We start from the raw sequence: 23,790 nt of genomic DNA, 5'->3' as shown, positions 1-23,790 counted from the left end.
AGCATATGCCCGGTGACATCGCCAACGACGGAACCTTGTTCTGTGATTACTATTCCCAGTGGGTCAGCGTCTACAAGGAGGGCGCGATTCGCGAAGTGACGATGAGGAAGTACAAGCTCACCCAGGCTTGGCTCGGCAAACTCATCCCCGACCTTCGACTCGCGGATATGGATCGCGTGAACTATCAGAAGCTCATCAACGGATACGCGGAACACCACGAGCGGCAAACGACCATGGATTTTCATCATCAGTTGAAAGGAGCCATTCTCGATGCCGTCGACGAAGGGCTGATTCCCCGCGACCCCACACGGAAGGCAATCATCAAAGGGCGCCAGCCGAGAGAGAAGAAGACGAAATACCTGAACCAGTTCGAACTTCATGCGATGCTTGCTGACCTTGAACTAGGTGCCGCTCCGAGCTGGGATTGGCTGATACTGCTCATCGCAAAGACGGGGCTTCGTTTCTCCGAGGCTTTGGGACTGACCCCTGCTGATTTCGATTTCGTCCATCAGACCTTGTCGGTCAGCAAGACGTGGGATTACAAGAATGGCGGCGGATTCGTGCCGACGAAGAACGCCTCCTCCATTCGTAAGGTACAGCTGGATTGGCAGCTCATCATGCAGCTGTCCGCTCTGCTGAAAGACTTGCCGGAAGATAAACCCATCTTTGTGAACGGCAAGGTATACAACTCGACCGCGAATAGCGTTTTGGCCCGGCACTGTGAACATGCGGAGGTACCGGTGATTTCCGTGCACGGTCTGCGACATACGCATGCGTCGCTATTGCTTTTCGCCGGCGTCTCCATCGCCAGTGTGTCCAAACGTCTTGGGCATGCGAGCATGAACACCACGCAGGACACATATCTGCACGTCATCCGCGAGTTGGAGAACAAGGACGTCGATATTGTGATGCGCGCGCTCTCCACCCTCATCTAACCATCAACGAATACCACTGCTTACGCTGATGAAGGGTGATGAGGGAGTCGAGACGGGAGAAGAACTCGGCAATTGACTTCTGCTCTTCTGTGGAAGCTGGAACGGCCAACATCGTATCGTGTACATCATTCCTATTAAGGGTCGGTACACCACTACCTGCTTGGAAACGGCTCAAATCCAATTTCTCATAGAGATAAAAAATGAACCGGGGGTTGTTGCCATAGAAATGAGTAACCCACAAAGCCGTGTTATGGGGCCAATAAGCCGATTCGACATAATGCAAGTTTCCGATGGTTCCGGAACGTCCAGTTACGACTCCGGGACCTTCTACTTTGTACGCATTGTGATATGCGCCGATGCCGTTGGACATCACAACAGGATATTTACCGGGAACAATTTTCTCAGCGGGCAGGTCGAAACCTCTTTGCAAAGGGGCAATATGAAGAACCTTACGCTGTTCCCAAGCGGAACTATAATGACACCTGTTTTACCGTGACGGCACATTGACGACCGGATTCGTGTATCGGAGCAAGGAGCAAGGGAATGAATAAGCAGCAACTGGCCGCCAAGATCTGGGAGTCCGCGAACCGGATGCGTTCGAAGATCGAAGCCAATGAGTACAAGGATTACATCCTCGGCTTCATCTTCTACAAGTTCCTGTCCGAGACGGAGGTCGCCCGTCTGCGTGCGGAGGACTGGACGGACGCAGATCTTCACGAGCTGGTCGAGGACGATGCCGAGACCGTGGAGTATGTGCGCGACACCTGCGGCTATTTCATCTCCTACGGTAATCTGTTCTCCACATGGATCGGCAAAGGTTCCGACTTCCATATCTCCGACGTGCGTGACGCGCTTTCCGCGTTCGACCGTAATATCGATCCGGCTCGCAAGCGCGTGTTCGCCGGCATCTTCGACACGTTGCAGACCGGTCTGTCCAAGCTCGGCACGGATGAGAAGAGCCGCAGCAAGGCCGCCCGGGACCTGATCTACCTCATCAAGGACATTCCGATGGACGCCCGTCAGGGCTATGACGTGCTCGGCTACATTTACGAGTACCTCATCGACAAGTTTGCCTCGAACGCGGGTAAGAAGGCCGGGGAGTTCTACACGCCGAGCGAGGTCTCCCAGCTGATGAGCGAAATCATCGCCGGGCATCTGAAGGGGCGCAGAGAAATCACCATCTACGATCCCACATCCGGCTCCGGCTCCTTGCTCATCCACATCGGTCAGGCCGTGGCACGCCGCAACGGTAATCCGGACGACATCAAATACTATGCGCAGGAGCTCAAGGAGAACACGTACAACCTCACGCGCATGAACCTCGTCATGCGTGGCATCCTGCCGGACAACATCGTGGCCCGCAACGGCGACACCCTCAAGGACGACTGGCCGTGGTTCGATACCGACGAGACCAAGGACGAGACCTATGAGCCGCTGTTCGTGGACGCGGTGGTCTCGAACCCGCCGTACTCGCAGAACTGGGAGCCGCCGGAAGCCGGTGAGGACATCCGCTTCGAGTACGGCATCGCGCCCAAATCCAAGGCCGACTACGCGTTCCTGCTGCACGACCTGTATCATCTGCGCGATGACGGCATGATGGCCATCGTCCTGCCGCACGGCGTGTTGTTCCGCGGCGGCGAGGAAGGCGAGATCCGCCGCAACCTCGTGGAACACCACCATATACAGGCCATCATCGGTCTGCCGGCGAACATCTTCTTCGGCACCGGCATCCCCACCATCGTGATGGTGTTGCGCAAGCACCGCGACGACGACGGCGTACTCATCGTGGATGCCTCGAAGCATTTCACCAAGGACGGCAAGAACAACAAGCTGCGTGCCAGCGACATCAAACGCATCGTGGACGCGGTGGCCGGCAACCGCACCATCGACAAATTCAGCCGTCTGGTGAGCATCCAGGAGATCCGCGACAACGACTACAACCTCAACATCCCGAGGTATGTGGACTCCTCCAAGCCGGCGGAAAGCTGGGACATCTACGCCACCATGTTCGGTGGCATCCCCGAACGCGAAATCGATGCGCTGCACAGGTACTGGGATGTGTTCCCGCAGCTGCGCGAGCGTCTGTTCGACACCGGCGACGGTCACGCAGCTCGCATCGCCGTGGATGACGTAAGTCAAGCGGTCCATGAGGACGCGCAGGTGAAGGCGTATATCGACCGATATCGCGATGCGTTCTCCGACTACCGAGACTTCCTGCGCGGTTCGCTCATCGACCGGTGCGAGACCGTCAACATCGCCGCGGAGGAGGAGACGCTCGCCGATGATCTTATGCGTCGTCTCGCCGGCATCCCTCTTGTGGATGTATACGAGGCATATCAGGCGCTCGATGATGGATGGCAGACGGTCTCCATCGACTTGGAGACCCTGCAGAACGAGGGATTCGACGCGGTACGTGCGGTGGACCCCGACATGGTCGTCAAGAAGAAGGGCGGCAAGGATGTCGAAGTGCAGGATGGCTGGACCGGCCGTATCCTGCCGTTCGACCTCGTGCAGCGGCGTCTGCTCGCCGACGACCTGAAGGCCATCGAGTTGCGGGAGCATCGCCTGACCGAGATTGGACAGGAACTGGACGAGCTCTTGGAGAACCTCGACGAGGACGACAAGGATTCCGACGCGATCAACGAGGAGGACGACGGCTTCGTCGCCGCCGAACTGAAGAAGGCCGTGAAGACGATTGGCAAGCATCCCGAAACTGAGCTTGACCGTGTACTCGTGGCCGCGGGCAAGCTCCTCGACGAGGAACGAAAGGTCAAAAAGGACATCAAGGACCGCCGGTCCGCGTTGGAGGAGACGACCAAGGCGACCATCGAAGGATTAAGTGACGAACAGGCGCGCGACCTGCTGGAAGACAAGTGGGTGGAGCCGTTGCAGAGCAGGTTGGAACAGCTGCCGTACGGGATTCTCGATGATCTGGTGAACCAGGTCGTCGTGCTCGGCGAGAAATACGCGACCACCTACGCCGACGTGTGCGACGAGATCACGGAAGCGGAGACCCAACTGAGCTCCATGCTCGATCGGTTGGTCGGCGACGAGTTCGACATGAAGGGAATCGCCGAGCTCAGGACCCTGTTGGGAGGCACGCGATGAGTGAACGAAAGAACGTTCCGGAAGTTCGTTTCGCTGGTTTTACTGACCCTTGGGAACAGCGTAAGTTGGGCGACATTGCCTCTTTTGGCGGGGGGCACACTCCCTCTATGGCGGATTCATCGAATTATGAGGATGGAGACATTCTCTGGGTAACATCACAAGATGTCAAGCGGAGTTATCTAGATGAAACTACAACGATGATTACGGAAAGAGGAGCCGGTGAATTAACACGTTACCCATCTGGTTCATTGGTCATGGTTACTCGAAGTGGAATTCTGCGTCATACGCTTCCCGTTGCAATGCTGCTGAAACCATCGACTGTTAATCAGGACATTAAAGTAATTCAACCAGACAGCTCTTGTAGTGCTTTGTGGCTTCTCCAGTTCTTCAAAGCTCATAACAAAACTCTGCTGCTTGAGTATGGCAAAACAGGGACAACCGTCGAAAGTGTTGATTTTGTTAAGCTGACAAAGATGGGCCTGCAGATGCCGCTTCTGCCGGAGCAACAGGCCATAGGCGCGTTCTTCTCGCGACTCGACGACCTCATCACCCTTCATCAGCGTAAGCATGACAAGCTCGTGGTGCTCAAAAAATCGATGCTTGAAAAAATGTTCCCGAAGGAGGGGGAGTCCGTTCCGGAAGTTCGTTTCGCTGGTTTTACTGACCATTGGGAACAGCGTAAGTTTGCTGATGAATTTGATTTTCTGCGGAACAACACGCTTTCGCGTTCGGAACTTAGCGCCGATAATGGCGGGACCTTTGACGTGCATTACGGTGATGTCCTCGTCAAGTATGGTTCGATTCTGAATCTTGACGAGGCGGAGCTTCCCCGCATCGAGAATGATGCCGTTGCGGAGGGATTGAACTGCGACCGGCTCCGTGATGGGGATGTGGTAGTTGCCGACACGGCCGAGGACGTGACTGCGGGGAAGTGTTCGGAACTGTGCAATCTCAGGGAACGGCGGGTGTTTTCGGGGCTGCATACGATTGCCTGCAGGCCTTTGAGGAGGTATGCTCCGGGTTTTCTGGGGCATTACCTCAACTCGCCGACGTTCCATGATCGGCTGATTCCCTTCATGCAGGGGATTAAGGTCATCGCGTTGTCGAAGATGGCCTTGGAAACCTCTTTGTTGTCGGCTCCCTCCGTCGAGGAGCAGGCTCGAATCAGCACTGTTCTGACGCGCCTCGACGACCTCATCACCCTTCATCAGCGTAAGTTGGCATTGCTGAAGAACATCAAGCAATCCATGCTTGACAAGATGTTCGTCTAGGAGGGAGGCCGACATCATGCGTTTGTACCATGGCAGCAACGTCGAAGTCCGCCACCCGCGGCTGCTGCGTTCGGACCGTCGTCTGGATTTCGGTCCGGGATTCTACCTGACCAGCAGTCTGGAGCAGGCCTCCCGGTGGGCGGTATTGTCCGCCAAACGCCGGCGGACAGGCAGTCCGTTCGTCACCGTGTATGAATTCGACGAGCACCTTCTTGACGAATTCGATACGTTGGGATTCACCGATGCGACGGCCGACTGGCTGGACTATATCGCGGCGAATCGGAGCGGGGACCCGCTCAACGATGATTACGACGTGGTGCTCGGTCCGGTGGCGGATGACGCCACCATGCCCACTCTGAACGGATTCTTCGCGGGAATCTATACCACGGAGGAGACCTTGGAACGATTGATGCCCCAGAACCTGAAAGACCAGTATGCGTTCCGCACGCAACGGACGATCGACGCCCTGACCTGCATCGAGGTGATTCGGCCATGACCACATTGGAACGAGAGCTGCTGATCCACTACGATCATGAGATCGTCCAACGGATATGCCAGAAATACGGGTTTCCTCCCATGAAGGCGTTGGAAGTCTTCATCCATTCCCAAACCTATGCCATGCTGCGCGACCCGGAATTGCATATGACGGAGTTTTCCCCGGCGGGTATCTTCGACATGTGGGAGGTCGAGCAGGTCACGGGCGATCCCAGAAATTCGTTGTACCTGAGGAGGGATGAGATTGACTCGTGAAATGAGCTTCTTCATCTACCTGCTGGAACAGTATGCGGGGGACAACCATCGGTCCACCTCCGACGTCCTGCGTGAATGGGACGAACACGGCATCACGCAGGAGATTTACGACATGTACGAGATGTACCATCAGGAAAGCATCCGCAACGCCTACGAGGACATCGACCACCTCGTGGCCACCGGCGAACACAAGTGGTAAGGAAGCCGCACATGATCTTCGACAAGGAATCGGACTTCGAGGAGAGCGTCATCTCGGTGCTTCAACAGCATGGCTGGAAGGACGGGCTTCTGCGATACCCCACCGAAAAACAACTGCTCGACAACTGGAAAAGCATCCTGTACCGCAACAACAGCGGAATCGACCGGCTCAGCGAATACCCGCTGACCGACGGCGAGATGGCACAGATCGTCGAGCAGATCGAAACCCTGCGCACGCCGCTCGCACTCAACTCGTTCGTCAACGGGCGCACCGTGTCCATCACCCGCGACAACAAGGACGACAAGGCGCATTTCGGCAAAGAGGTCAGTCTCTACATCTACGACCGCAAGGAGATCGCGGGCGGCAAAAGCACCTATCAGATCGCGCAGCAGCCCGTCTACCCGGCCCAAAGCAAAATGCAGCACGCTCGACGAGGCGACCTCGTCCTCCTCATCAACGGCATGCCGCTCATCCACATCGAACTCAAGAAAAGCGGCGTACCCGTCAGCCAGGCGACCGGTCAAATCGAAAAGTACTCTCATGAAGGCGTCTTCACCGGACTGTTCCGCCTCGTGCAGATCTTCGTCGCCATGAACCCAGACGACGCCGTATACTTCGCCAACCCCGGCCCCGATAAATTCAATCCGAGCTACTACTTCCACTGGGCGGACTTCAACAACGAGCCCATCTGCGGAGGACTCAACCCCGGCAAGGACGAATGGAAGCTGTTCATCGGCGGCACCTCCGGCACCGCCGGACTGCTCTCCATCCCCATGGCACACCAGCTCATCGGATTCTACACCATCGCCGACTCGGCGGACGGATGCCTCAAGGTCCTGCGCAGCTACCAGTACATCGCGGCGAACGCCATCTCGGACATCGTACGCAAGACCGATTGGGAGCAGAAGCCTTCCACACCCGGCCGCCCCGGCGGTTACGTGTGGCATACCACCGGTTCTGGCAAGACCATGACCAGCTTCAAATCGGCGCAGCTCATCGCCGATTCACACGACGCCGATAAGGTCGTGTTCCTCATGGACCGCATCGAGCTGGGTACCCAATCGCTCAAAGAATACCGCAGCTTCGCCGACAGCGAGGACGACGTGCAAGGCACCGAGAATACGGGAGTGCTGCGTGACCGGCTTGCCAGCGACGATCCGAAGGACACGCTCATCGTCACCTCCATTCAGAAGATGAGCAACGTGAAACCCGGAGAAAGCGGCGTCACCCAGACGGAACTTGACAGGATGGCCGCCAAACGCGTCGTCTTCATCGTCGACGAATGCCACCGTTCCACCTTCGGCGACATGCTCCAGGACATCCGACGTTCCTTCCCGAACGCCTTGTTCTTCGGATTCACCGGCACCCCCATCCTGGATGAGAACCAGAAGAAGCATTCCACCACGGCCATGCTGTTCGGCAACGAACTGCACCGGTACAGCATCGCCGACGGTATCCGCGACCACAACGTGCTCGGTTTCGACCCGACCATGGTCACCACCTACAAGGACGACGAAGTACGACTGAAAGTCGCTCTCGACAAGGCCAAAGCCGGCAGCATTGAGGAGGCGCTCGAGAAAACGGACAAGACCGAAGTCTACGAGCATTACATGGACAAGGCGTTGGTGCCCATGGCGGCGGAAGCCGATGACGCGGGAACGATCATCCGAGGCATCGAGGATTATCTTGGACGTGACCAATACGGGATCGATACCCCGCATCCGGGTATGGTGGTCGCGGACATACTGGAGCATGTCCCCGTGCTCAGCCGCGGAGGCAAGTTCCACGGCATACTCGCCACCAGCTCCATCCCCGGGGCCATCAACTACTATCATCTGTTCAAGAAACAGGCATCCGGGCTGCATGTCACGGCGCTGTTCGACCCGAACGTGGACAACGCCGCAGGTGCAACGGTCAAAGGCGACGCGCTCGTCGAGATCATGGATGACTACAACACGATGTACGGCAAGGACTTCGGTATCGTGGAATGGCCGGCCATGAAACGGGACATCTCATCGCGTCTATCGCATAAAGCCCCCTATGGCGGCATTGACAAGGCTCCGGAGCAACGGCTCGATCTGCTCATCGTCGTGGACCAGATGCTCACCGGATTCGACTCGAAATGGGTGAATACGCTCTACCTCGACAAGATCATCGAATACGAGAGCATCATCCAGGCGTTCAGCCGCACGAACCGGCTGTTCGGACCGGATAAGCCATTCGGTGTCATCCGCTACTACCGCAAGCCTCACACCATGCGCCGCAACATCGAACATGCGGTGAAACTGTATTCGGGCGACAGGCCGCTCGGCCTGTTCGTGCAGAAACTGCCGAAGAACATCGAAGCCATGGATTCGCGATACCGGGAGATTCTCGACGTATTCGCCGGCGGAGGAGCGGAAGACCTTGCGAAACTGCCGGAATCCGTGGAAGCCAAACGCAAATTCGCCAAAGAATTCGTCGCATTGAACCGTCACCTTGAGGCGGCGAAGGTGCAAGGCTTCGACTGGAGCAAAACGGAATACGTGGTCGATGCCGCCGGTGATGAGATCGGAGACGGGCTCTCTGATAAGGAAGACACCATCGTCGACGATGACGTCGCCATCGACGAGGCGTCGCATGAGCCTACCATCATCCGTCCGGAAATCGATGAACGCACGTACCTCATCCTCGCACAGCGCTACAAGGAGCTGTTCGGCGACGGCAATGACGGTGGAAACGATGAAGGAAACGACGGAACCGGTCACAACGGCGGCGATGACGACCCCGAGGCGCCATACGAACTGGAAGGATACCTCACCGCAATAGATACCGGACTCATCGACACCGACTACATGAACGCCAACTTCGTCAAATGGCTCAAGGCGCTCAAAGCGGACAGCCCGGAACTGGCTGAGGTAACCGCGCAGCTCCATCGTTCCTTCGCCGCGCTCTCCAAAGACGAGCAACGGCTCGCCGAACTGTTCCTACACGATGTGGAACGCGGTGACGTGGTCGTCGAGGAGAACCTCACCCTGCGCGACTACATCACCCGGTACGCCAAACGTGAGAAGGATGAGCAGATCGACAAAATCGTCGACAAGCTCGGAGTGGACCGTTCGCTGCTCGAAGAATTCACGGTGAAACGCATCGACGAGATGAACATCAACGAGTTCGGACGATTCGACAAGCTGATGGCAAGCGTCGACCGTACCCGGGCGAGAGCTTTCTTCGAGGAGCAGGAACATCGGAAGCTGCCTTCGTTCAAAGTACCCATGTATGCGCAACGGCTGCTCAAACGATTCGTGCTCGAAGGAGGCTTCGACATCGCCACCGCCCCGCCCGATGTATCGCAACGCTGATAGGCTGGCATACGGTCTGAATCCTAGAACGAGCAGCGGCGACAAGCGTCCGGCGGCTGTTCGACAACCGTTTTCCAAGGAGACACGCATGGCTGAAAACACCGAACACCTCGCGCTGTGGGGCGGCCGTTTCACTTCCGGCCCGTCCGACGCGCTCGCCCGCCTGTCCAAGTCCACCCAGTTCGACTGGCGTCTCGCCGACGACGACATCGCCGGCTCCCGCGCCCACGCGCGCGCCCTCGGCCGCGCCGGCCTGCTGAGCACCGAGGAGCTCAACAACATGGAGGCGGCGCTCGACGAGCTCCAGCGTCGCGTGGACGACGGCACGTTCGCGCCCATCGAGGACGACGAGGACGAGGCCACCGCCCTGGAGCGTGGCCTCATCGACATCGCGGGCGACGAGCTCGGCGGCAAGCTGCGCGCCGGCCGCTCCCGCAACGACCAGATCGCGTGCCTCATCCGCATGTGGCTGCGCCGCCACTCCCGCGTCATCGCGAAGCTCCTGCTCGAGCTCGTGAACGCGCTCATCGCCCAGAGTGAGAAGGCCGGCCGCACCGTCATGCCGGGCCGCACCCACATGCAGCACGCCCAGCCGGTTCTGCTCGCCCACCAGCTCATGGCCCACGCGTGGCCGCTGCTGCGCGACGTGCAGCGTCTGCTCGACTGGGACAAGCGCATCAACGCCTCCCCGTACGGTTCCGGCGCGCTCGCCGGCAACACGCTCGGCCTCGATCCGGAGGCCGTGGCCCGCGAACTCGGCTTCTCCCGTGTGACCGACAACTCCATCGACGGCACCGCCTCCCGCGATCTCGTCGCCGAATTCGCGTTCGTCGCCGCCATGACCGGCGTGGACATCTCCCGTCTGTCCGAGGAGATCATCATCTGGAACACGCAGGAGTTCGCGTTCGTCAAGCTCGACGACGCCTACTCCACCGGCTCCTCCATCATGCCGCAGAAGAAGAACCCGGACATCGCCGAGCTGGCGCGCGGCAAGTCCGGCCGTCTCATCGGCGATCTCACCGGCCTGCTCGCCACGCTGAAGGGCCTGCCCACCGCGTATGCGCGCGACCTGCAGGAGGACAAGGAGGCCGTGTTCGACCAGGTCGACACGCTCGAGGTGCTGCTGCCCGCGTTCATCGGCATGGTGCAGACCATGCGCTTCGATGCGGACCGTCTTGAGGCGGAGGCTCCGACCGGCTTCGCCCTCGCCACCGACATCGCCGAATGGCTCGTCAAGAACGGCGTGCCGTTCCGCCACGCCCACGAACTGTCCGGTGCGTGCGTGAAGCTCGCCGAAGGCCGCGGCCAGGAGCTGTGGGACCTGACCGACGAGGACTTCCAGTCCACGTTCGCCGCGTTCCTCCCCGCCGAGAAGGCGCCGGGCGTGCGTGAGGTGCTGTCCTCCCACGGTTCCGTCGACTCCCGCAACGGCAAGGGCGGCACCGCCTACGGCCGTGTGCGTGAGCAGATCGCCGACGCCAAACGTGAGGTCGAGGAGCTCAAGGTGTTCGCCGACTCCAACTCCGACGGTTCCGCCTACAAGGCTCCCGGCACCTTCTGATCCGACGCCGGCCGCCGGCCGATGGTCCGGTCGGCGGGGTTCCGTCCGGTTCCGTGACGTTCCAAGGGTCTCTTCCGATGCATCGGGGGAGACCCTCGTCGTATCCGCCGATCCGTCCGTCCTTCTCCCGTCCGTCCGTTTTCTGCATGCCCCGTCCCACCGCCCATGTCACGACGGAGGCGTAGTCTGGCCGCATAACGAACGGGAGCCGCAAGGCTGAGAGGAAGCGCGAAGCTTCGACCGGGGAACTTGACGCGGGTCATGCCGCCGTAAGGAATCGTTGTCGTTTGGGATTTCCTTATCCAAGTCGACCGGGAGTCATACCGGGGACCGTTTCGCAACATAATCAAGCCATGTGGGATGGCGAACGGCGGTCGTTACTCGTCCGGCCGCCCGGATCCTTCCCGCATGGTCGCATGTCAGGGCACATGAATGGGCGCACCACTCAAGGTACGGCTTCCGTTCGTGTGCCCTTTTTTGTCGGCGGCGCCGACGGAATCGTCATCCGTCACGACGGGAAAGGAAGGAACGTCCACCATGCAGGTCAACGGCGAACAGGTCACGTTGGAGACGCCGGTCAGCGTCGCCGACTATCTCGAGACGCACGGCTTCAGGGCCGAACGCGTCGCCATCGAGCTCGACGGCGAGATCATCCCGCGCGAACGCCGCGCCGAGACGATGCTCGACGACAGGAGCGTCATGGAGATCGTCCAGTTCGTGCAGGGCGGCTGAGACCCGGGCGCAATGCAATCCGGAACGTCATCGGAACACGGACATCGCATAGAACAGGCATATCGGAAGGAACCCATCATGAGCAACATCAACCCCGTCACCGAGGCGTCCGTCGACGCCACGCCGCTGCCTCCCCAGCCGGCGGTCATCAACCCGGTCGGCACCGCCGCGCCGATCCTGCCCGTCGAAGACAAGCCGCTGAACCTCGGCGGCCACGAATTCCATTCGCGCTTCATCCTCGGCTCCGGCCGCTACGATCTGAACCTCATCAAGGCGACCGTCGAACATGCGGGCACCGAGATCGTCACGATGGCGCTGCGCCGCGCCACCACCACCGAGAACAGCGTGCTCGACTACATCCCCGAAGGCATCACGCTGCTGCCGAACACGTCCGGCGCGCGCAACGCGGAGGAGGCGGTGCGCATCGCCCGTCTCGCGCGCGAGGTGTGTCACACCGACTTCGTCAAGGTGGAGATCGAGCACGAGACCAAGTATCTTCTGCCGGACAACGCCGAAACCATCCGCGCCACCGAAATGCTGGCCAAGGAGGGGTTCGTCGTCATGCCGTACATGTTCCCGGACCCGATCGCCGCACGCCAGCTCGAGGAGGCCGGCGCCGCCGCCGTCATGCCGCTCGGCTCGCTCATCGGCTCCAACATGGGCCTGCGGATGCGCGACTTCATCGCGATCATCATCGCCAACGCGAACGTGCCGGTCATCATCGACGCGGGCATCGGCCGGCCCAGCCAGGCCGCCGATGCGATGGAGATGGGCGCCGACGCGGTCATGGCGTACACGGCCGTCGCTTCCGCGGGCAACATCCCGCTCATGGCCGAGGCGTTCAAGCACGCCATCGACGCCGGCCGCGCCGCCTACCTCGCCGGACTCGGCAAGGTGACCGAAGGCCACGCCGTCCCGTCCAGCCCGACCACGGGGTACCTGCACTGATGGCCGCGGACACGGGGGCCACGACGCTCACCGACGAACGGCTCGAACGCTATTCGCGCCATCTGATCCTGCGCGGCGTCGGCGTCACGGGGCAGAGGCGTCTGCTCGCCTCCTCGGTGCTCATCATCGGCGCGGGCGGACTGGGGTCGCCGGCCGCGCTGTATCTGGCCGCCGCGGGCGTGGGACGCATCGGACTGGCGGACGGCGACGTGGTCGACCTGAGCAACCTGCAACGCCAGATCATCCACACCACCGCACGAATCGGCGAGCCGAAGGCCGAATCGGCCGCCGCCGCGATCCGCGCGCTCAACCCGGACGTCACCGTCGAGACGTTCGACCGGCCGGTCGACGCCGACGATATCGCGGACCTCATCGCGCGCTACGACCTCGTCATCGACGCGACCGACAACTTCTCCGCCAAATTCCTCATCAACGACGCATGCGTGCTCGCCGGCAAGCCGTTCATCCACGCGGGTGTCGTCGGCTTCGCCGGGCAGGTGATGACCGTCGTGCCCGGCGCTGGCCCGTGTTACCGCTGCATCTTCCGCGACATGCCCGCCGCCGGCGAAGTACCCACCTGCCGCGAGGCCGGCGTACTCGGCGCGGTCGTCGGCGTGATCGGCAGCCTCGAGGCGACGGAGGCGCTGAAGCTCATCATCGGGGTGGGCGAGCCGCTCGTCGCGCGCATGCTCACCGTCGACGCGCTGACGATGAACATCCGCCGCGTGCCGCTGCCGAAGCGTGTGCCCGACTGCCCGGTGTGCGGCGACGCCCCGACCATCACCGCGCTCGATCCGGACCGCTACATCCAACCGGCCTGCGCGCTCTGACGCGTAGGTCCGGCATCATCGCGGGGCTCCGGCCGCGGAGCCCCGACCAATCGAAAGGGGAACCAGTCATGCCGATCGCACTGGACATCACAGGACTTGCCGGGGCCGACGTTTCCGGAACCGGTGCGGAACCGTCGTTCCGCCGCATCACCCCGGCCGAATTCGACGCGCTCGACCGAAACGACGTCACGCTGCTCGACCTGCGCGAGCCCGCCGACGTGGCCGCATATCCGATCGAAGGCGCGATCAACGCGCCGCTCGACCCGCTGGCCCGGGTCCTGAGGACCGTGCCGAAGGAACGCACCGTCGTCGTCTACTGCACCGAAGGATGGTGGAGCGAGGAGGTCGCCGAAATCCTCGCCGAGCGCGGCTACGACGTGGCGAGCCTCGAAGGCGGGTTCCGCGCATACCGCGAATTCCTGCGGGAACGGCGAGACGGGGAACAGGAGCCGGAGCCGCAGCGGCCATGAACGGCGGTCCTTCCGCAACCGTCCTTCCGCAACCGTCTTGTGAATCATCCTTGCGGGCGTGGCCTTCGGAAACGCGCGTGCCCTACCATCGGTCACGGAAAACCCGACATATCCGCGACCGTCCGGTGGGATTCCGGCTCCGGCGTCGCGCAACGAATCGATAAGGACGACAACACCGTGTCACGTCTGCTCACCCGTACGCAGATCCGTGAGCTGGTCGCCAGGCATGGCCGCGACGTGCTCGCACATCCGAACATGCGCAGCGAGCGCATGAACTACCAGCACGGCAACGTGACCACGTTCGCGCACTCCATCCGCGTGGCGTGTCTGGCCGTGTGGCTCGCCGACCGCATGCACCTGTGGCGGCGCGTCGACCTCAGGTCGCTGATCCGCGCCGCCCTGCTGCACGACTATTTCCTCTACGACTGGCACGACTGGGACGGCGGCGCGCACCGCCTGCACGGGTTCACGCACGGCAACGCGGCGCTGGTCAACGCGGCGCGGGACTTCCGCCTCAACGCCATCGAACGCGATGCGATCTCCTGCCACATGTTCCCGATGACGCCCACCGCGCCCAGCTATGCTGAGGGGTGGCTCGTCACGCTCGCGGACAAGCTGTCCGCCACGCGCGAGACGTTCTCCCTGGACCGGTTCAACAAGGGGGAACGGCCGGAGGAAGCTGCGCGATGATCTCTGTGTCGTTTCCGCTCGCCCTCGACTACCTGTTCCTCTGGTTCCTGTTCTACAGCTTCTGCGGCTGGACGTACGAGTCGATTCTCGTCTCCGTGCAGGAGCGTCGCCCGGTGAACCGTGGCTTCCTCAACGGTCCGTTGTGCCCGATCTACGGCTCGGGCGCCGTGCTGGCCGTCGTCCTGCTCGGCGGATTGCACGGCAGGCCCCTCGCCGTGTTCGTCGTCTCCGCCGTGGGTGCGTGCGCACTCGAATACTTCACCTCATGGGCCATGGAACGGCTGTTCCATGCGCGATGGTGGGATTATTCGAACTTCCGCTTCAACCTCAACGGCCGCATCTGCCTGCTTGGCGCGCTGGTGTTCGGCGTCGGCGGCGTGGTCATCGTGGATGTGGTCCAGCCGCAGGTGGCGGCCGTCACCGCCATGATCCCCCTGACCGTGGTGCATTGGTTGTCCCTCGTACTGTTCGTCGCGGTCGTCGCCGATACGATCGTCACCGTGACGGGCATCGTGGACCTCGAGGGCAGCCTCGACCGGTTCCGCGAGACCGTCGCGAAATACGGCGACGCGATGCGCGAGAAGGTCGGCGACGCCGTCTCCGGCATGGCGTCCGGCATGTCCGGTGTGGCATCCGGCGTGGCGTCCGGCGTTTCCGGCACGGTGGACCACGTGTCCGCCTACGCGGGCGAGGTGCCCGGCATGGTGGGGGACGCCGTCTCCGGCATCGCCGGCGTGGCCGGTCGCACCGGCGAACGGTTCGGCGAATCGCTCCAGTCCGGCCGTGAGATGTCCGCCGAATTCATGGCGCGCGTCCGCCAGACCGCCGGCTCCGTGTTCAACCGCCAGCAGCGCCGCATGATCGCCTCGTTCCCGAAGCTGCGCACCAGCCGCGACAGCCGCAACAACGAGGCTCTCGAACAGCTGCGCGAGGCGTTCGAAAGCAGGCGCGGCGACGGCCGCTGACCGTCGCCGCCGTCCGATGCATGCCGATGCGTCCCCGCGCGTCCCGTGCGGCCGTCGCTCCGGCCCCGTGCGTTCCGGCCCCGTGCGTTCCGGCGCGGGCGGCCGATGCGATGGTCCGTATGACGCCCTGCCTCACTGTCGCCGCGTCCTGCGAGACTGGGAGACGCTTGAAATCCGAGTAGAGCACCGTCAGTACACAATTCGATAGGGAGAGCGACCAAGTTATGGCTCACGTCATCGACTTCAAAGAGGCTGGGTTCGACACCCTGCTCGATGAACTGGAATGGCGCGGATTGATTTCCCAGTCCACGGACAGGGATCGACTCGCGAAGGCGTTGAACGGAGAGCCGATCAGCTATTATTGCGGCTTCGATCCGACCGCCGCCTCCCTGCACATCGGCAACCTCGTCCAGCTCATCAACATGCGTCACCTGCAGGCGGCGGGCCACCACCCGATCGCCCTCGTCGGCGGCGCCACCGGCCTCATCGGCGATCCGCGCCAGTCCGGCGAGCGCACCCTCAACCCGAAGGACGTGGTGGCCGGCTGGGCCGAGAGGCTCAAGAAGCAGATCGGCGGCATCCTCGTCACCGAGGGCGCGAACCCGGTGCGTTTCGTGTCCAACTACGACTGGACCGCGCAGATGAGCGTCATCGACTTCCTGCGCGACGTCGGCAAGAACTTCCGTCTGGGCACGATGCTCGCCAAGGACACCGTGGCCCGCCGCCTCAACTCGGAGGAGGGCATCTCCTTCACCGAGTTCAGCTACCAGGTGCTGCAGGGCAACGATTTCCTCCACCTGTACGACGAATACCACTGCACGCTGGAGCTCGGCGGCTCCGACCAGTGGGGCAACCTCACCTCCGGTCTGGACCTTATCCACAAGGTGCGCGGCGTGGACGTCAACGTGTTCACCAGCCCGATCATCACCGACGCGTCCGGCAAGAAGTTCGGCAAGTCGGAGGGCAACGCCGTCTGGCTTGACCCGACCATGCTCAGCCCGTACAAGTTCTACCAGTTCTGGATCAACCGTCCGGACGTGGAGATGGAGAGCCTGCTGAAGGCGTTCACGTTCCTGCCGAAGGCGGAGATCGAGCGTCTGGTGGAGGAGTCGAAGACCAATCCGGGCCGTCGCGAGGCGCAGAAGGCGCTCGCCTGGGAGGTCACCAGCTTCGTGCACGGCGAGGCCGCCACGCAGGCCGCGATCGACGCCTCCGCCGCGCTGTTCGGCCGCGGCGGCGACCTGAACGCCATCGACGAGGACACGCTCGAATCCGTGCTCGACGGCTTCAAGGTCGTCGATGAGAACGGCGAGCACGTGTTCCCGTCCGTCGAGGCGGGCGTGCGCGTGATCGACGCCGCGCAGGCCGCCGGACTGTTCAAGTCCGCATCCGAGGCGCGTCGCGCCGTCAAGTCCGGTGGCGTGTACCTCAACAACGCGCGTGTGGAGGACGAGGAGGCCGTGCTCGGCGACGGCGATTTCCTCGCCGGCCGGTTCGCGCTGATCCGTCGCGGCAAGAAGGCGCTCGGCGCCGTCGAGAAGCACTGATTTTGTAGACGTTTCAAGACGTTTTCGGACGTCTCAGTAGGAAAGGCAAAGACACATGGCAGAAGGCAACGAGCGTTCCGGCAAGTCGTTCGGCGGACGCAAGGGCGGTTACGGCCACGGCTCCGGCCGTCCGGGCAACCGCGGCGGCAAGGGCTTCAAGCCGCGCGGCAACGGCGGCAAGTCGTTCGGTGGTTCCCGCGGCGGCTTCCATAAGGACGGCGAGCGCGGCGAGCGTCGCGAGGGCGGCTACCGCAAGGACTTCCACAAGGACGGGTTCCGCAAGGACTTCCATCGCGATGGCGACCGTGATTTCCGTCGTGACGGCGACGGCGAGCGTCGCGAGGGCGGTTTCCGCAAGGACTTCCACAAGGGCCCGCGCCAGGGCGGCGACCGTGACTTCCATCGCGACGGCGAGCGTCGCGGCTACGGCAAGTCCGGCGGCTTCCGCAAGGGCGGGTTCCGCAAGGACGGCGAGCGCGGCGGCTTCCGTAAGGACTTCCACCGCGACGGCGACCGTGATTTCCGTCGTGAGGGCGACGGCGAGCGTCGCGAGGGCGGTTTCCGCAAGGACTTCCATCGCGATGGCGACCGCGATTTCCGTCGCGACGGCGATCGTCGCGGCAACGGCGGCTTCCGTCGTGACGACCGCCGCGGCGGCAAGGGCGGTTTCCGCAAGGACTTCCATCGTGACGGCGACCGCGATTTCCGTCGTGACGGCGACGGCGAGCGTCGCGAGGGTGGCTTCCGCAAGGACTTCCACAAGGACGATCGTCGCGACTTCCATAAGGACGGCGAGCGTCGCGGCGGCAACCCGCGCTACCAGCGCGACGACCATCGCGAACGCAAGTTCCACAACGACGAGCCTCGCGAGGAGCGTCGCCGGTTCACCGACGAGGAGAAGCGCGAATACCGCGACCAGAAGCGCAGCGAGTACATGAGGAAGCCGCGCCGCAACTCCGACGGCACGATGAGCTTCCCCTCGCAGAACCCGTACACCGACCGCCGCCCCGGCGAGCCGAAGATGCCCAAGGGCCTCGAATACTCGATGCTGTCCAAGGACGAGAAGGAGCGTCTGCGCGGCCTGTCCAAGGAGCACTCCGAGAACATCGGCCTGCACATCCTCGCCGCCTACACGCTCATCGAGGACGATCCGAAGGCCGCGCTCGAACACGCCAAGTGGGCCGCCAAGCAGGCCTCCCGCATCGACTTCGCGCGTGAGACGCTCGCGTTCATCTGCTACCGCATGGGCGACTACAAGCAGGCGCTGCGCGAGTTCCGCACCGCCTACCGCATGAACGGCTTCCTCGACTACCTGCCGTTCATCGCCGACTGCGAGCGTGGTCTCGGCAGCCCGAAGAAGGCCATCGAGATCGCCGTCTCCGACGACGCCAAGTACCTCAAGGGCGAATCCAAGGCCGAGATGTTCCTCGTCTACGCCGGCGCCCTCGCCGACCTGGAGCTGTGGGACAAGGCCATCGAGATCGTGCACACGCTGGGCCGTTCCAAGGGCCTGACCGGCCCGTACCGCATGCGCGCCCTGCAGGCCGAGCAGCTGTTCCTTGAGGAGGCCGGACGCAACGACGAGGCCATCGATCTGGATCAGGTCATCGAGAAGCTGGAGAACCAGTACGCCGACTTCGACGAGGATGAGGAGAGCGACGACGTGGTCATCGACCACGACCTCGAGGGCCTCGAGGATCCGGAAGTGCTCGAACAGCTCGGTATCACCGAGGACGACGCCCAGTACGCGCCCGAGGACGAGACCGAGGAGGCCGAGGACGACGGCGAGGTCAAGGAGGGTGAGACCTCCGGTGAACCCGCCGAGGGCGAGACCGCCGACGAGGACGAGACCCAGGCTCCGGCCGAGGAGGCCGAGGACGGCGCCGAATCCACCGAGGAGCCCGAGTCGGAGGAGACCGAGGCCGTCGAGGAGAAGGCCGAGGAGGAGTCCGCCCCGGCCGAGACGGAGCCTGAATCCGAAGAGGCGGAGACCGAGGACGAGCCTGCCGAGGGCGAGACCGGCGAAACCTCCGCGGACGAGTCCGAGGAGCCCGCCGAGACCGAGACCGAAGCCCCGTCCGAGGCGTGAACACGGCCATGACGCAGTTCCTCAAAGGCACCGCCAAGCCGATCGCCGAAGCCTACCAGCTGGCCCTGCTGGACCTGGACGGCGTCGTCTACCGGGGCAAGAACCCGGTGGAATACGCCGCCGACTCCATCAGGGCCGCCGAACGGGCCGGCATGACCATCGAATACACGACGAACAACTCGTCGCGGTTCCAGCACGTCGTGGCCGACCAGCTCAAGGGCTTCGGCCTCGACGTGGAACCTTGGCAGGTCATCACCTCCTCGGTGGTGGCCGCCCGCATGGTCGCCAAGGCCCTGCCCGCCGGATCCACCGTGCTCGTCATCGGCGCGGAGCACCTGCGCGAGGAGGTCACGCGCGCCGGACTCGTCATCACCGACGACCCGCAGGACAAGCCGCAGGCCGTCATCCAGGGCTGGTACCCGGAGATGACCTGGCAGATGATGGCCAACGCGGCGTTCGCCGTGGAGGCCGGCGCCACCTACTTCGTGACCAACCGCGACCTCACCATTCCGCGCGAGCTCGGCATCGCACCCGGCTGCGGCTCGATGATCCGCGCGGTCATCGCCGCCACCGGCGTCGAACCCGTCGCCTCCGCCGGCAAGCCCGAATCGTACATGTACGACGAGGCGCGCGAACTCAACGCCACCGGCGGCCAGGCGCTCGTCCCCAAGGAGCGTTCGCTCGCCGTGGGCGACCGTCTCGACACGGACATCGAAGCCGGCAACCGCGGCGGCTACGACTCGCTTGCCGTGCTCACCGGCGTGACCAACCCGCACGAGCTCATGCTCGCGCCCGCCCACCTGCGGCCCACCTACATCGCGCCCGACCTGCGCGCGTTCGGCGAGACCATGCCCGAACCGCACGACCTTGGTGACGGACGATGGGAGTGCGGGGACGCGCACGCCGCGTTCGACGCGGCCACGCGCACGCTCGCCGTGGACGACGCCACGTCCGTCGACGCGCTGCGCGCCGCCGTCTGCGCCGCATGGCAGGCCGCGGACGCCGGTGCGGACATGGACGGCGTCACTCTGCCGGAGTTCGCCCTGTGACGGATTCCGTGACGCCTCCCGTGACGCCCGACGACGACGCGAGGGAACCGCTCGACGAGCGGTTCCCCGCGCTCAAGGACATCGACGCCATGGATGACGGACGTCGCATCGAGACGTTCCGGAACGTGCTGGACGCCCTGCGGCGCGAACTCGACGCGATCGGCAAGTGAGACCCCTATGAGCGACATGAACGACACCGACGACCTCATCGTCGACGGCCTGGACGGCACCGGCGAACCCCTCGACATGCCCGACCGGCTCGACTTGTGGCTCGTGGCCGGGGGAGTGGTCGACTCGCGCACCAAGGCGCGCAAGCTCATCAAGGACGGCAAGGTCACCGTCAACGGCACGGTCGTCACCAAACCCGCGTACGCCGTCACCGGAGCCGCGCACACGCGCATCGTCGTCGACAAGGGCGACGACTACGTCTCCCGAGGCGCCTACAAGCTCGTCGGCGCGTTCGAACGGTTCGGCGCCCACGGCCTGCCCGAGCCGGACGGCATGGACTGCCTCGACATCGGCGCCTCCACCGGCGGATTCACCGAAGTGCTGTTGCGCCGCGGCGCCGCGCACGTCATCGCGCTCGACGTAGGCCACGGACAGCTCGCGCCGCGCATCGCCGCCGACCCGCGCGTCATCGAGATGAGCGGCGTCAACATCCGAGAGGTTACGCCGGCGGACCTGCCGTGGCGGCCCGCGATGATCGTCTCCGACGTCTCCTTCATCTCACTGACCTACGTGATCCCCGTCATCGCGGCCATCGCCGCGCCCGGCGCGCACATCGTCCTCCTCGTCAAACCGCAGTTCGAAGTGGGCCGCGAAGGACTGGGCGAAGGCGGCATCGTCACCGACCCGGACAAACGCGCATGGGCGCTCGAGCACGTCACCGCATGCGCGCGCGAACACGGCCTCGACGTCATCGCCACCGCGCCGAGCCCCATCGAAGGCATGCACGGCAACGCCGAATGGCTCCTGTACGCGCGGGCGTGAGCCGCGCGGCGCGCGAGGAGCACGCGTATGGCGCGCGTACAGGAGCGTGTGTGCGGAAGTGCGTCAGGCGCCGAGGAACTGGTCGATCTGACTCTGCTTGCCGGCGAGGATGAGCTCGTCGTTGCGACGCATGATGAGCTCGTTCTCACCGTACTGGAACTCCTTGCCCGGCGACTTCACGCCCACCACCACGATGCCGTACCGGTCATGCATCTGCGCCTCGGCGATGGTCTTGCCGGCCATATGCGAAGGCGTATGCACCTTCACCACGGTGTGCGGGCCTTCGATCTCGATGTAGTCCAGATAGTTGCCGGACACCAGATGACCCACGCGCCGTCCGGCGTCGGTCTCCGCGTTGATGACGTGCCGCGCGCCGATGCGCTGCAGGATGCGCGCGTGCTGCACGGACACCGATTTCGCCCACAGGTCCGTGATGCCGGCGTCCAGCAGGTTGCCCGTGGTGATGACCGAAGCCTCGACGCTGTCGCCGATGGCCACCACGGCCGTGTCGAACTGGGAGGCGTCGATCTGCTCGATGGCCAGCACGTCGGTCATGTCCGCCTGGACCACCGGCAGATGCGCCGACCAGCGGGCCACCAGCTCCGGATCCTTGTCCACGGCCAGCACATCCTGGCCCAGCGCGTTCAACGTGGACGCCACGGAACTGCCGAAACGGCCCAGGCCCACCACCAGGACGCTGCGGCCCTTGCGCTTGCTCGGTTTGACGGCCATAACACCATGCTCCTTCGAGGTTGGGAATCATTGAATGGACGAGTCTCGGGAATCAGTCGGGAATCAGCGGGAGCCGGCCGGAGGTCAGCCCACCACCACCGTCTCCTCGGGGTATCGCACCGCCTCCGGCGAGCGCGGACGGCTGATCGAATACGCGATGGTCATCGGTCCTAGCCTGCCCACCACCATGGTGATGGCGAGCACCGCCAATGCGGCCGGATTGTTCTCGCGGGCGGTGCCCACCGTGTACCCGCCCAGGCCGAACGCCGAACAGGAGTCGAACAGCGCGTTCGTCAGCGAGGCGCCGGAGACGAGCATCAACGCCACCGAGGAGGCGAGCACCAGCATCAGGCAGGTGGTGGTGATGCTCACCGCCGTCATCGCCACGTCCGTGTGCAGGCGGCGATGGAACGCGTTGACGTCCTTGTGCCCGGTGAACGAGGCCCGGCAGATGAGCAGGATCACCGCGAACGTGGTGACGCGGATGCCGCCGGCCGTGGACGTGCTGCCGCCGCCGACGAACATGATGAAGCTCATGAACACCTTCGTCGGCTCGCTCACCTGCGGCACCCACGACAGGTCGAATCCGGAGCTGCGCGGCATCACCGCCGCCACCACCGCGTGCCGCAGACGGGAATCCAGGTCCGCGTCCTTGAACAGGAACGGGTTGTCCCACTCCACGAGCAGGAACCAGACGAGCGAGACCGCCACGATGATGAACGTCATCGACAGCGTGATCTTCGTGTGCAGGCTCCAGCGGCGCGGCGGCACGTGCCCGCGCGCGCAGCGCATGAGGTTGAGCAGCACGGGGAAGCCGAGCGTGCCGCAGAACGCGGACAGCATAATCGGCATGCCCACCGCCCAGCTGTTGACATGCAGGCCGGCGCCGTCCGGCGTGAACCCGGCGTTGTTGTACGACATCACCGCGAAGAACAGCGCCTCCCACAGGCTCTTCTCCCAGTTGCCCCCATTGACCTTCAACAGGCCGGGGGAGAGGGCCACGAACGTGACGGACTCGATGAACAGGGTGGTGGCGATGACCACGGTGAGCACGCCCTTGATCTCGTTGAGCTTCGACGTGCCCAGTTCGCTGGCCGTGAGCAGCCGCTGCGTGGCCTTGAGATGATGGTTGATGGCCAGGGTGATGAGCGAGGCGAACGTCATGACGCCCAGGCCACCCATCTGTACGGAGACGAGCAGCACCGCCTGGCCGAACAGCGTCCAGTGCGTGGTGGAGTTCACGATGGAGATGCCGCACGTGGACAAGGCGGACACGGCGGTGAACAGGGCGGTGGAGAACGTGGTGGTCTCGCCCTTCGGCGTGGACGGCGGCAGCAGCAGCATGCCGGTGGCGATGACCACGAGCGCCATGAAGTAGATGATGGTGAGCCGTCCCGGATGGGAGATGAGATGCTGCAGGAGCGTGCGCTTGCGCGGTCGCGTGTCCTCGGACGCCGCCTGGGCGAACGTGTTGCCGGAGAACCACCAGGCCAGTCCCCGGGAGGTTTCGCGGTTGGAGGACGATTCGTCAAAGACGAGGTTCGACATGGTCTCCTCTCCGCAGTCCGGGCCGTGGCCCCGGG

The 23,790-nt window shown here is 63.2% G+C and carries 21 protein-coding genes and 1 pseudogene; 19 read left to right on the top strand and 3 right to left on the bottom strand.

Annotated elements, in window-relative coordinates; genetic code table 11:
• Positions 1-5: 5 nt before the first annotated feature.
• Positions 6-935, top strand: coding sequence for a site-specific integrase (locus tag KIH78_RS04875; RefSeq protein ID WP_219131502.1), 930 nt, complete (start codon positions 6-8; stop codon positions 933-935).
• On the opposite strand, the pseudogene KIH78_RS04870 reads toward KIH78_RS04875, so the two are convergent.
• A pseudogene (locus tag KIH78_RS04870) lies at positions 928-1,389 on the bottom strand (restriction endonuclease subunit S); the annotation flags it as partial. The gene KIH78_RS04875 and the pseudogene KIH78_RS04870 sit on opposite strands and share 8 nt — an antisense overlap.
• 89 nt (positions 1,390-1,478) lie before the next feature.
• On the opposite strand from KIH78_RS04870, the gene KIH78_RS04865 reads away from it, so the two are divergent.
• From KIH78_RS04865 to KIH78_RS04775, 18 genes are all read left to right on the top strand, one after another.
• Positions 1,479-4,043 carry a type I restriction-modification system subunit M gene (locus tag KIH78_RS04865; RefSeq protein WP_219131501.1) on the top strand — a complete coding sequence of 855 codons (2,565 nt, stop codon included), beginning with the start codon at positions 1,479-1,481 and terminating at the stop codon, positions 4,041-4,043.
• Positions 4,040-5,314 (top strand): restriction endonuclease subunit S, encoded by a 1,275-nt coding sequence (locus KIH78_RS04860; RefSeq protein WP_219131500.1) that lies wholly within the window; start codon positions 4,040-4,042, stop codon positions 5,312-5,314. The genes KIH78_RS04865 and KIH78_RS04860 overlap by 4 nt, the downstream gene beginning before the upstream one ends.
• A gap of 16 nt (positions 5,315-5,330) precedes the next feature.
• A complete protein-coding gene (locus tag KIH78_RS04855) occupies positions 5,331-5,810 on the top strand; it encodes a DUF3990 domain-containing protein (protein WP_219131499.1) in 480 nt (159 codons plus the stop codon).
• Positions 5,807-6,064 (top strand): hypothetical protein, encoded by a 258-nt coding sequence (locus tag KIH78_RS04850; protein WP_219131498.1) that lies wholly within the window; start codon positions 5,807-5,809, stop codon positions 6,062-6,064. Before KIH78_RS04855 ends, KIH78_RS04850 begins: the two co-directional genes overlap by 4 nt.
• Entirely contained in the window at positions 6,048-6,263 is a 216-nt protein-coding gene (locus KIH78_RS04845; protein ID WP_219131497.1) for a DUF3791 domain-containing protein, read from the top strand. The genes KIH78_RS04850 and KIH78_RS04845 overlap by 17 nt, the downstream gene beginning before the upstream one ends.
• Positions 6,264-6,274: 11 nt before the next feature.
• Positions 6,275-9,604 (top strand): type I restriction endonuclease subunit R, EcoR124 family, encoded by a 3,330-nt coding sequence (locus KIH78_RS04840; protein ID WP_219131496.1) that lies wholly within the window; start codon positions 6,275-6,277, stop codon positions 9,602-9,604.
• An 88-nt stretch (positions 9,605-9,692) separates the two neighbouring features.
• Positions 9,693-11,165 (top strand): argininosuccinate lyase, encoded by a 1,473-nt coding sequence (gene argH, locus KIH78_RS04835; protein WP_219131495.1) that lies wholly within the window; start codon positions 9,693-9,695, stop codon positions 11,163-11,165.
• A 537-nt stretch (positions 11,166-11,702) separates the two neighbouring features.
• A complete protein-coding gene (gene thiS / locus KIH78_RS04830) occupies positions 11,703-11,897 on the top strand; it encodes a sulfur carrier protein ThiS (RefSeq protein WP_219131494.1) in 195 nt (64 codons plus the stop codon).
• 78 nt (positions 11,898-11,975) lie between these two features.
• Positions 11,976-12,845: a thiazole synthase gene (locus tag KIH78_RS04825; RefSeq protein ID WP_214315617.1), complete on the top strand. Its 870-nt coding sequence runs from the start codon at positions 11,976-11,978 to the stop codon at positions 12,843-12,845.
• A complete protein-coding gene (gene thiF, locus KIH78_RS04820; protein WP_219131493.1) occupies positions 12,845-13,675 on the top strand; it encodes a thiazole biosynthesis adenylyltransferase ThiF in 831 nt (276 codons plus the stop codon). Before KIH78_RS04825 ends, thiF begins: the two co-directional genes overlap by 1 nt.
• A 68-nt stretch (positions 13,676-13,743) precedes the next feature.
• Positions 13,744-14,145 carry a rhodanese-like domain-containing protein gene (locus KIH78_RS04815; protein WP_214315613.1) on the top strand — a complete coding sequence of 134 codons (402 nt, stop codon included), beginning with the start codon at positions 13,744-13,746 and terminating at the stop codon, positions 14,143-14,145.
• 177 nt (positions 14,146-14,322) lie between these two features.
• Positions 14,323-14,835 carry an HD domain-containing protein gene (locus tag KIH78_RS04810; RefSeq protein WP_219131492.1) on the top strand — a complete coding sequence of 171 codons (513 nt, stop codon included), beginning with the start codon at positions 14,323-14,325 and terminating at the stop codon, positions 14,833-14,835.
• A complete protein-coding gene (locus tag KIH78_RS10585; protein WP_236034422.1) occupies positions 14,832-15,800 on the top strand; it encodes a putative ABC transporter permease in 969 nt (322 codons plus the stop codon). Before KIH78_RS04810 ends, KIH78_RS10585 begins: the two co-directional genes overlap by 4 nt.
• A gap of 224 nt (positions 15,801-16,024) precedes the next feature.
• On the top strand, positions 16,025-17,347 hold the full coding sequence (gene tyrS, locus KIH78_RS04795; RefSeq protein WP_214315609.1) for a tyrosine--tRNA ligase: 1,323 nt from the start codon (positions 16,025-16,027) through the stop codon (positions 17,345-17,347).
• Between the two features lie 55 nt (positions 17,348-17,402).
• Positions 17,403-19,436, top strand: a complete 2,034-nt coding sequence (locus KIH78_RS04790) for a helicase (RefSeq protein ID WP_219131491.1) — start codon at positions 17,403-17,405, stop codon at positions 19,434-19,436.
• An 8-nt stretch (positions 19,437-19,444) separates the two neighbouring features.
• Positions 19,445-20,485 (top strand): HAD-IIA family hydrolase, encoded by a 1,041-nt coding sequence (locus KIH78_RS04785; protein WP_219131490.1) that lies wholly within the window; start codon positions 19,445-19,447, stop codon positions 20,483-20,485.
• Positions 20,482-20,655, top strand: coding sequence for a hypothetical protein (locus tag KIH78_RS04780; protein ID WP_219131555.1), 174 nt, complete (start codon positions 20,482-20,484; stop codon positions 20,653-20,655). Before KIH78_RS04785 ends, KIH78_RS04780 begins: the two co-directional genes overlap by 4 nt.
• 76 nt (positions 20,656-20,731) lie before the next feature.
• The gene (locus KIH78_RS04775) at positions 20,732-21,475 is read left to right on the top strand and encodes a TlyA family RNA methyltransferase (RefSeq protein ID WP_219131550.1); all 744 of its coding nucleotides are present in this window, start codon (positions 20,732-20,734) and stop codon (positions 21,473-21,475) included.
• A gap of 63 nt (positions 21,476-21,538) precedes the next feature.
• Here the strand turns inward: KIH78_RS04775 and KIH78_RS04770 are convergent, their stop codons facing one another.
• Entirely contained in the window at positions 21,539-22,207 is a 669-nt protein-coding gene (locus tag KIH78_RS04770; RefSeq protein ID WP_219131489.1) for a potassium channel family protein, read from the bottom strand.
• Positions 22,208-22,291: 84 nt separating this feature from the next.
• Complete coding sequence (locus KIH78_RS04765) at positions 22,292-23,755, bottom strand: TrkH family potassium uptake protein (protein WP_219131488.1); 1,464 nt, start codon at positions 23,753-23,755, stop codon at positions 22,292-22,294.
• Between the last annotated feature and the right edge of the window lie 35 nt (positions 23,756-23,790).

It is taken from the genome of Bifidobacterium saguinibicoloris, assembly GCF_019331725.1.
In the GTDB taxonomy this organism is placed as follows: Bacteria; Actinomycetota; Actinomycetes; order Actinomycetales; family Bifidobacteriaceae; genus Bifidobacterium; species Bifidobacterium saguinibicoloris.
This window is presented reverse-complemented; position numbering and strand designations above follow the sequence as displayed.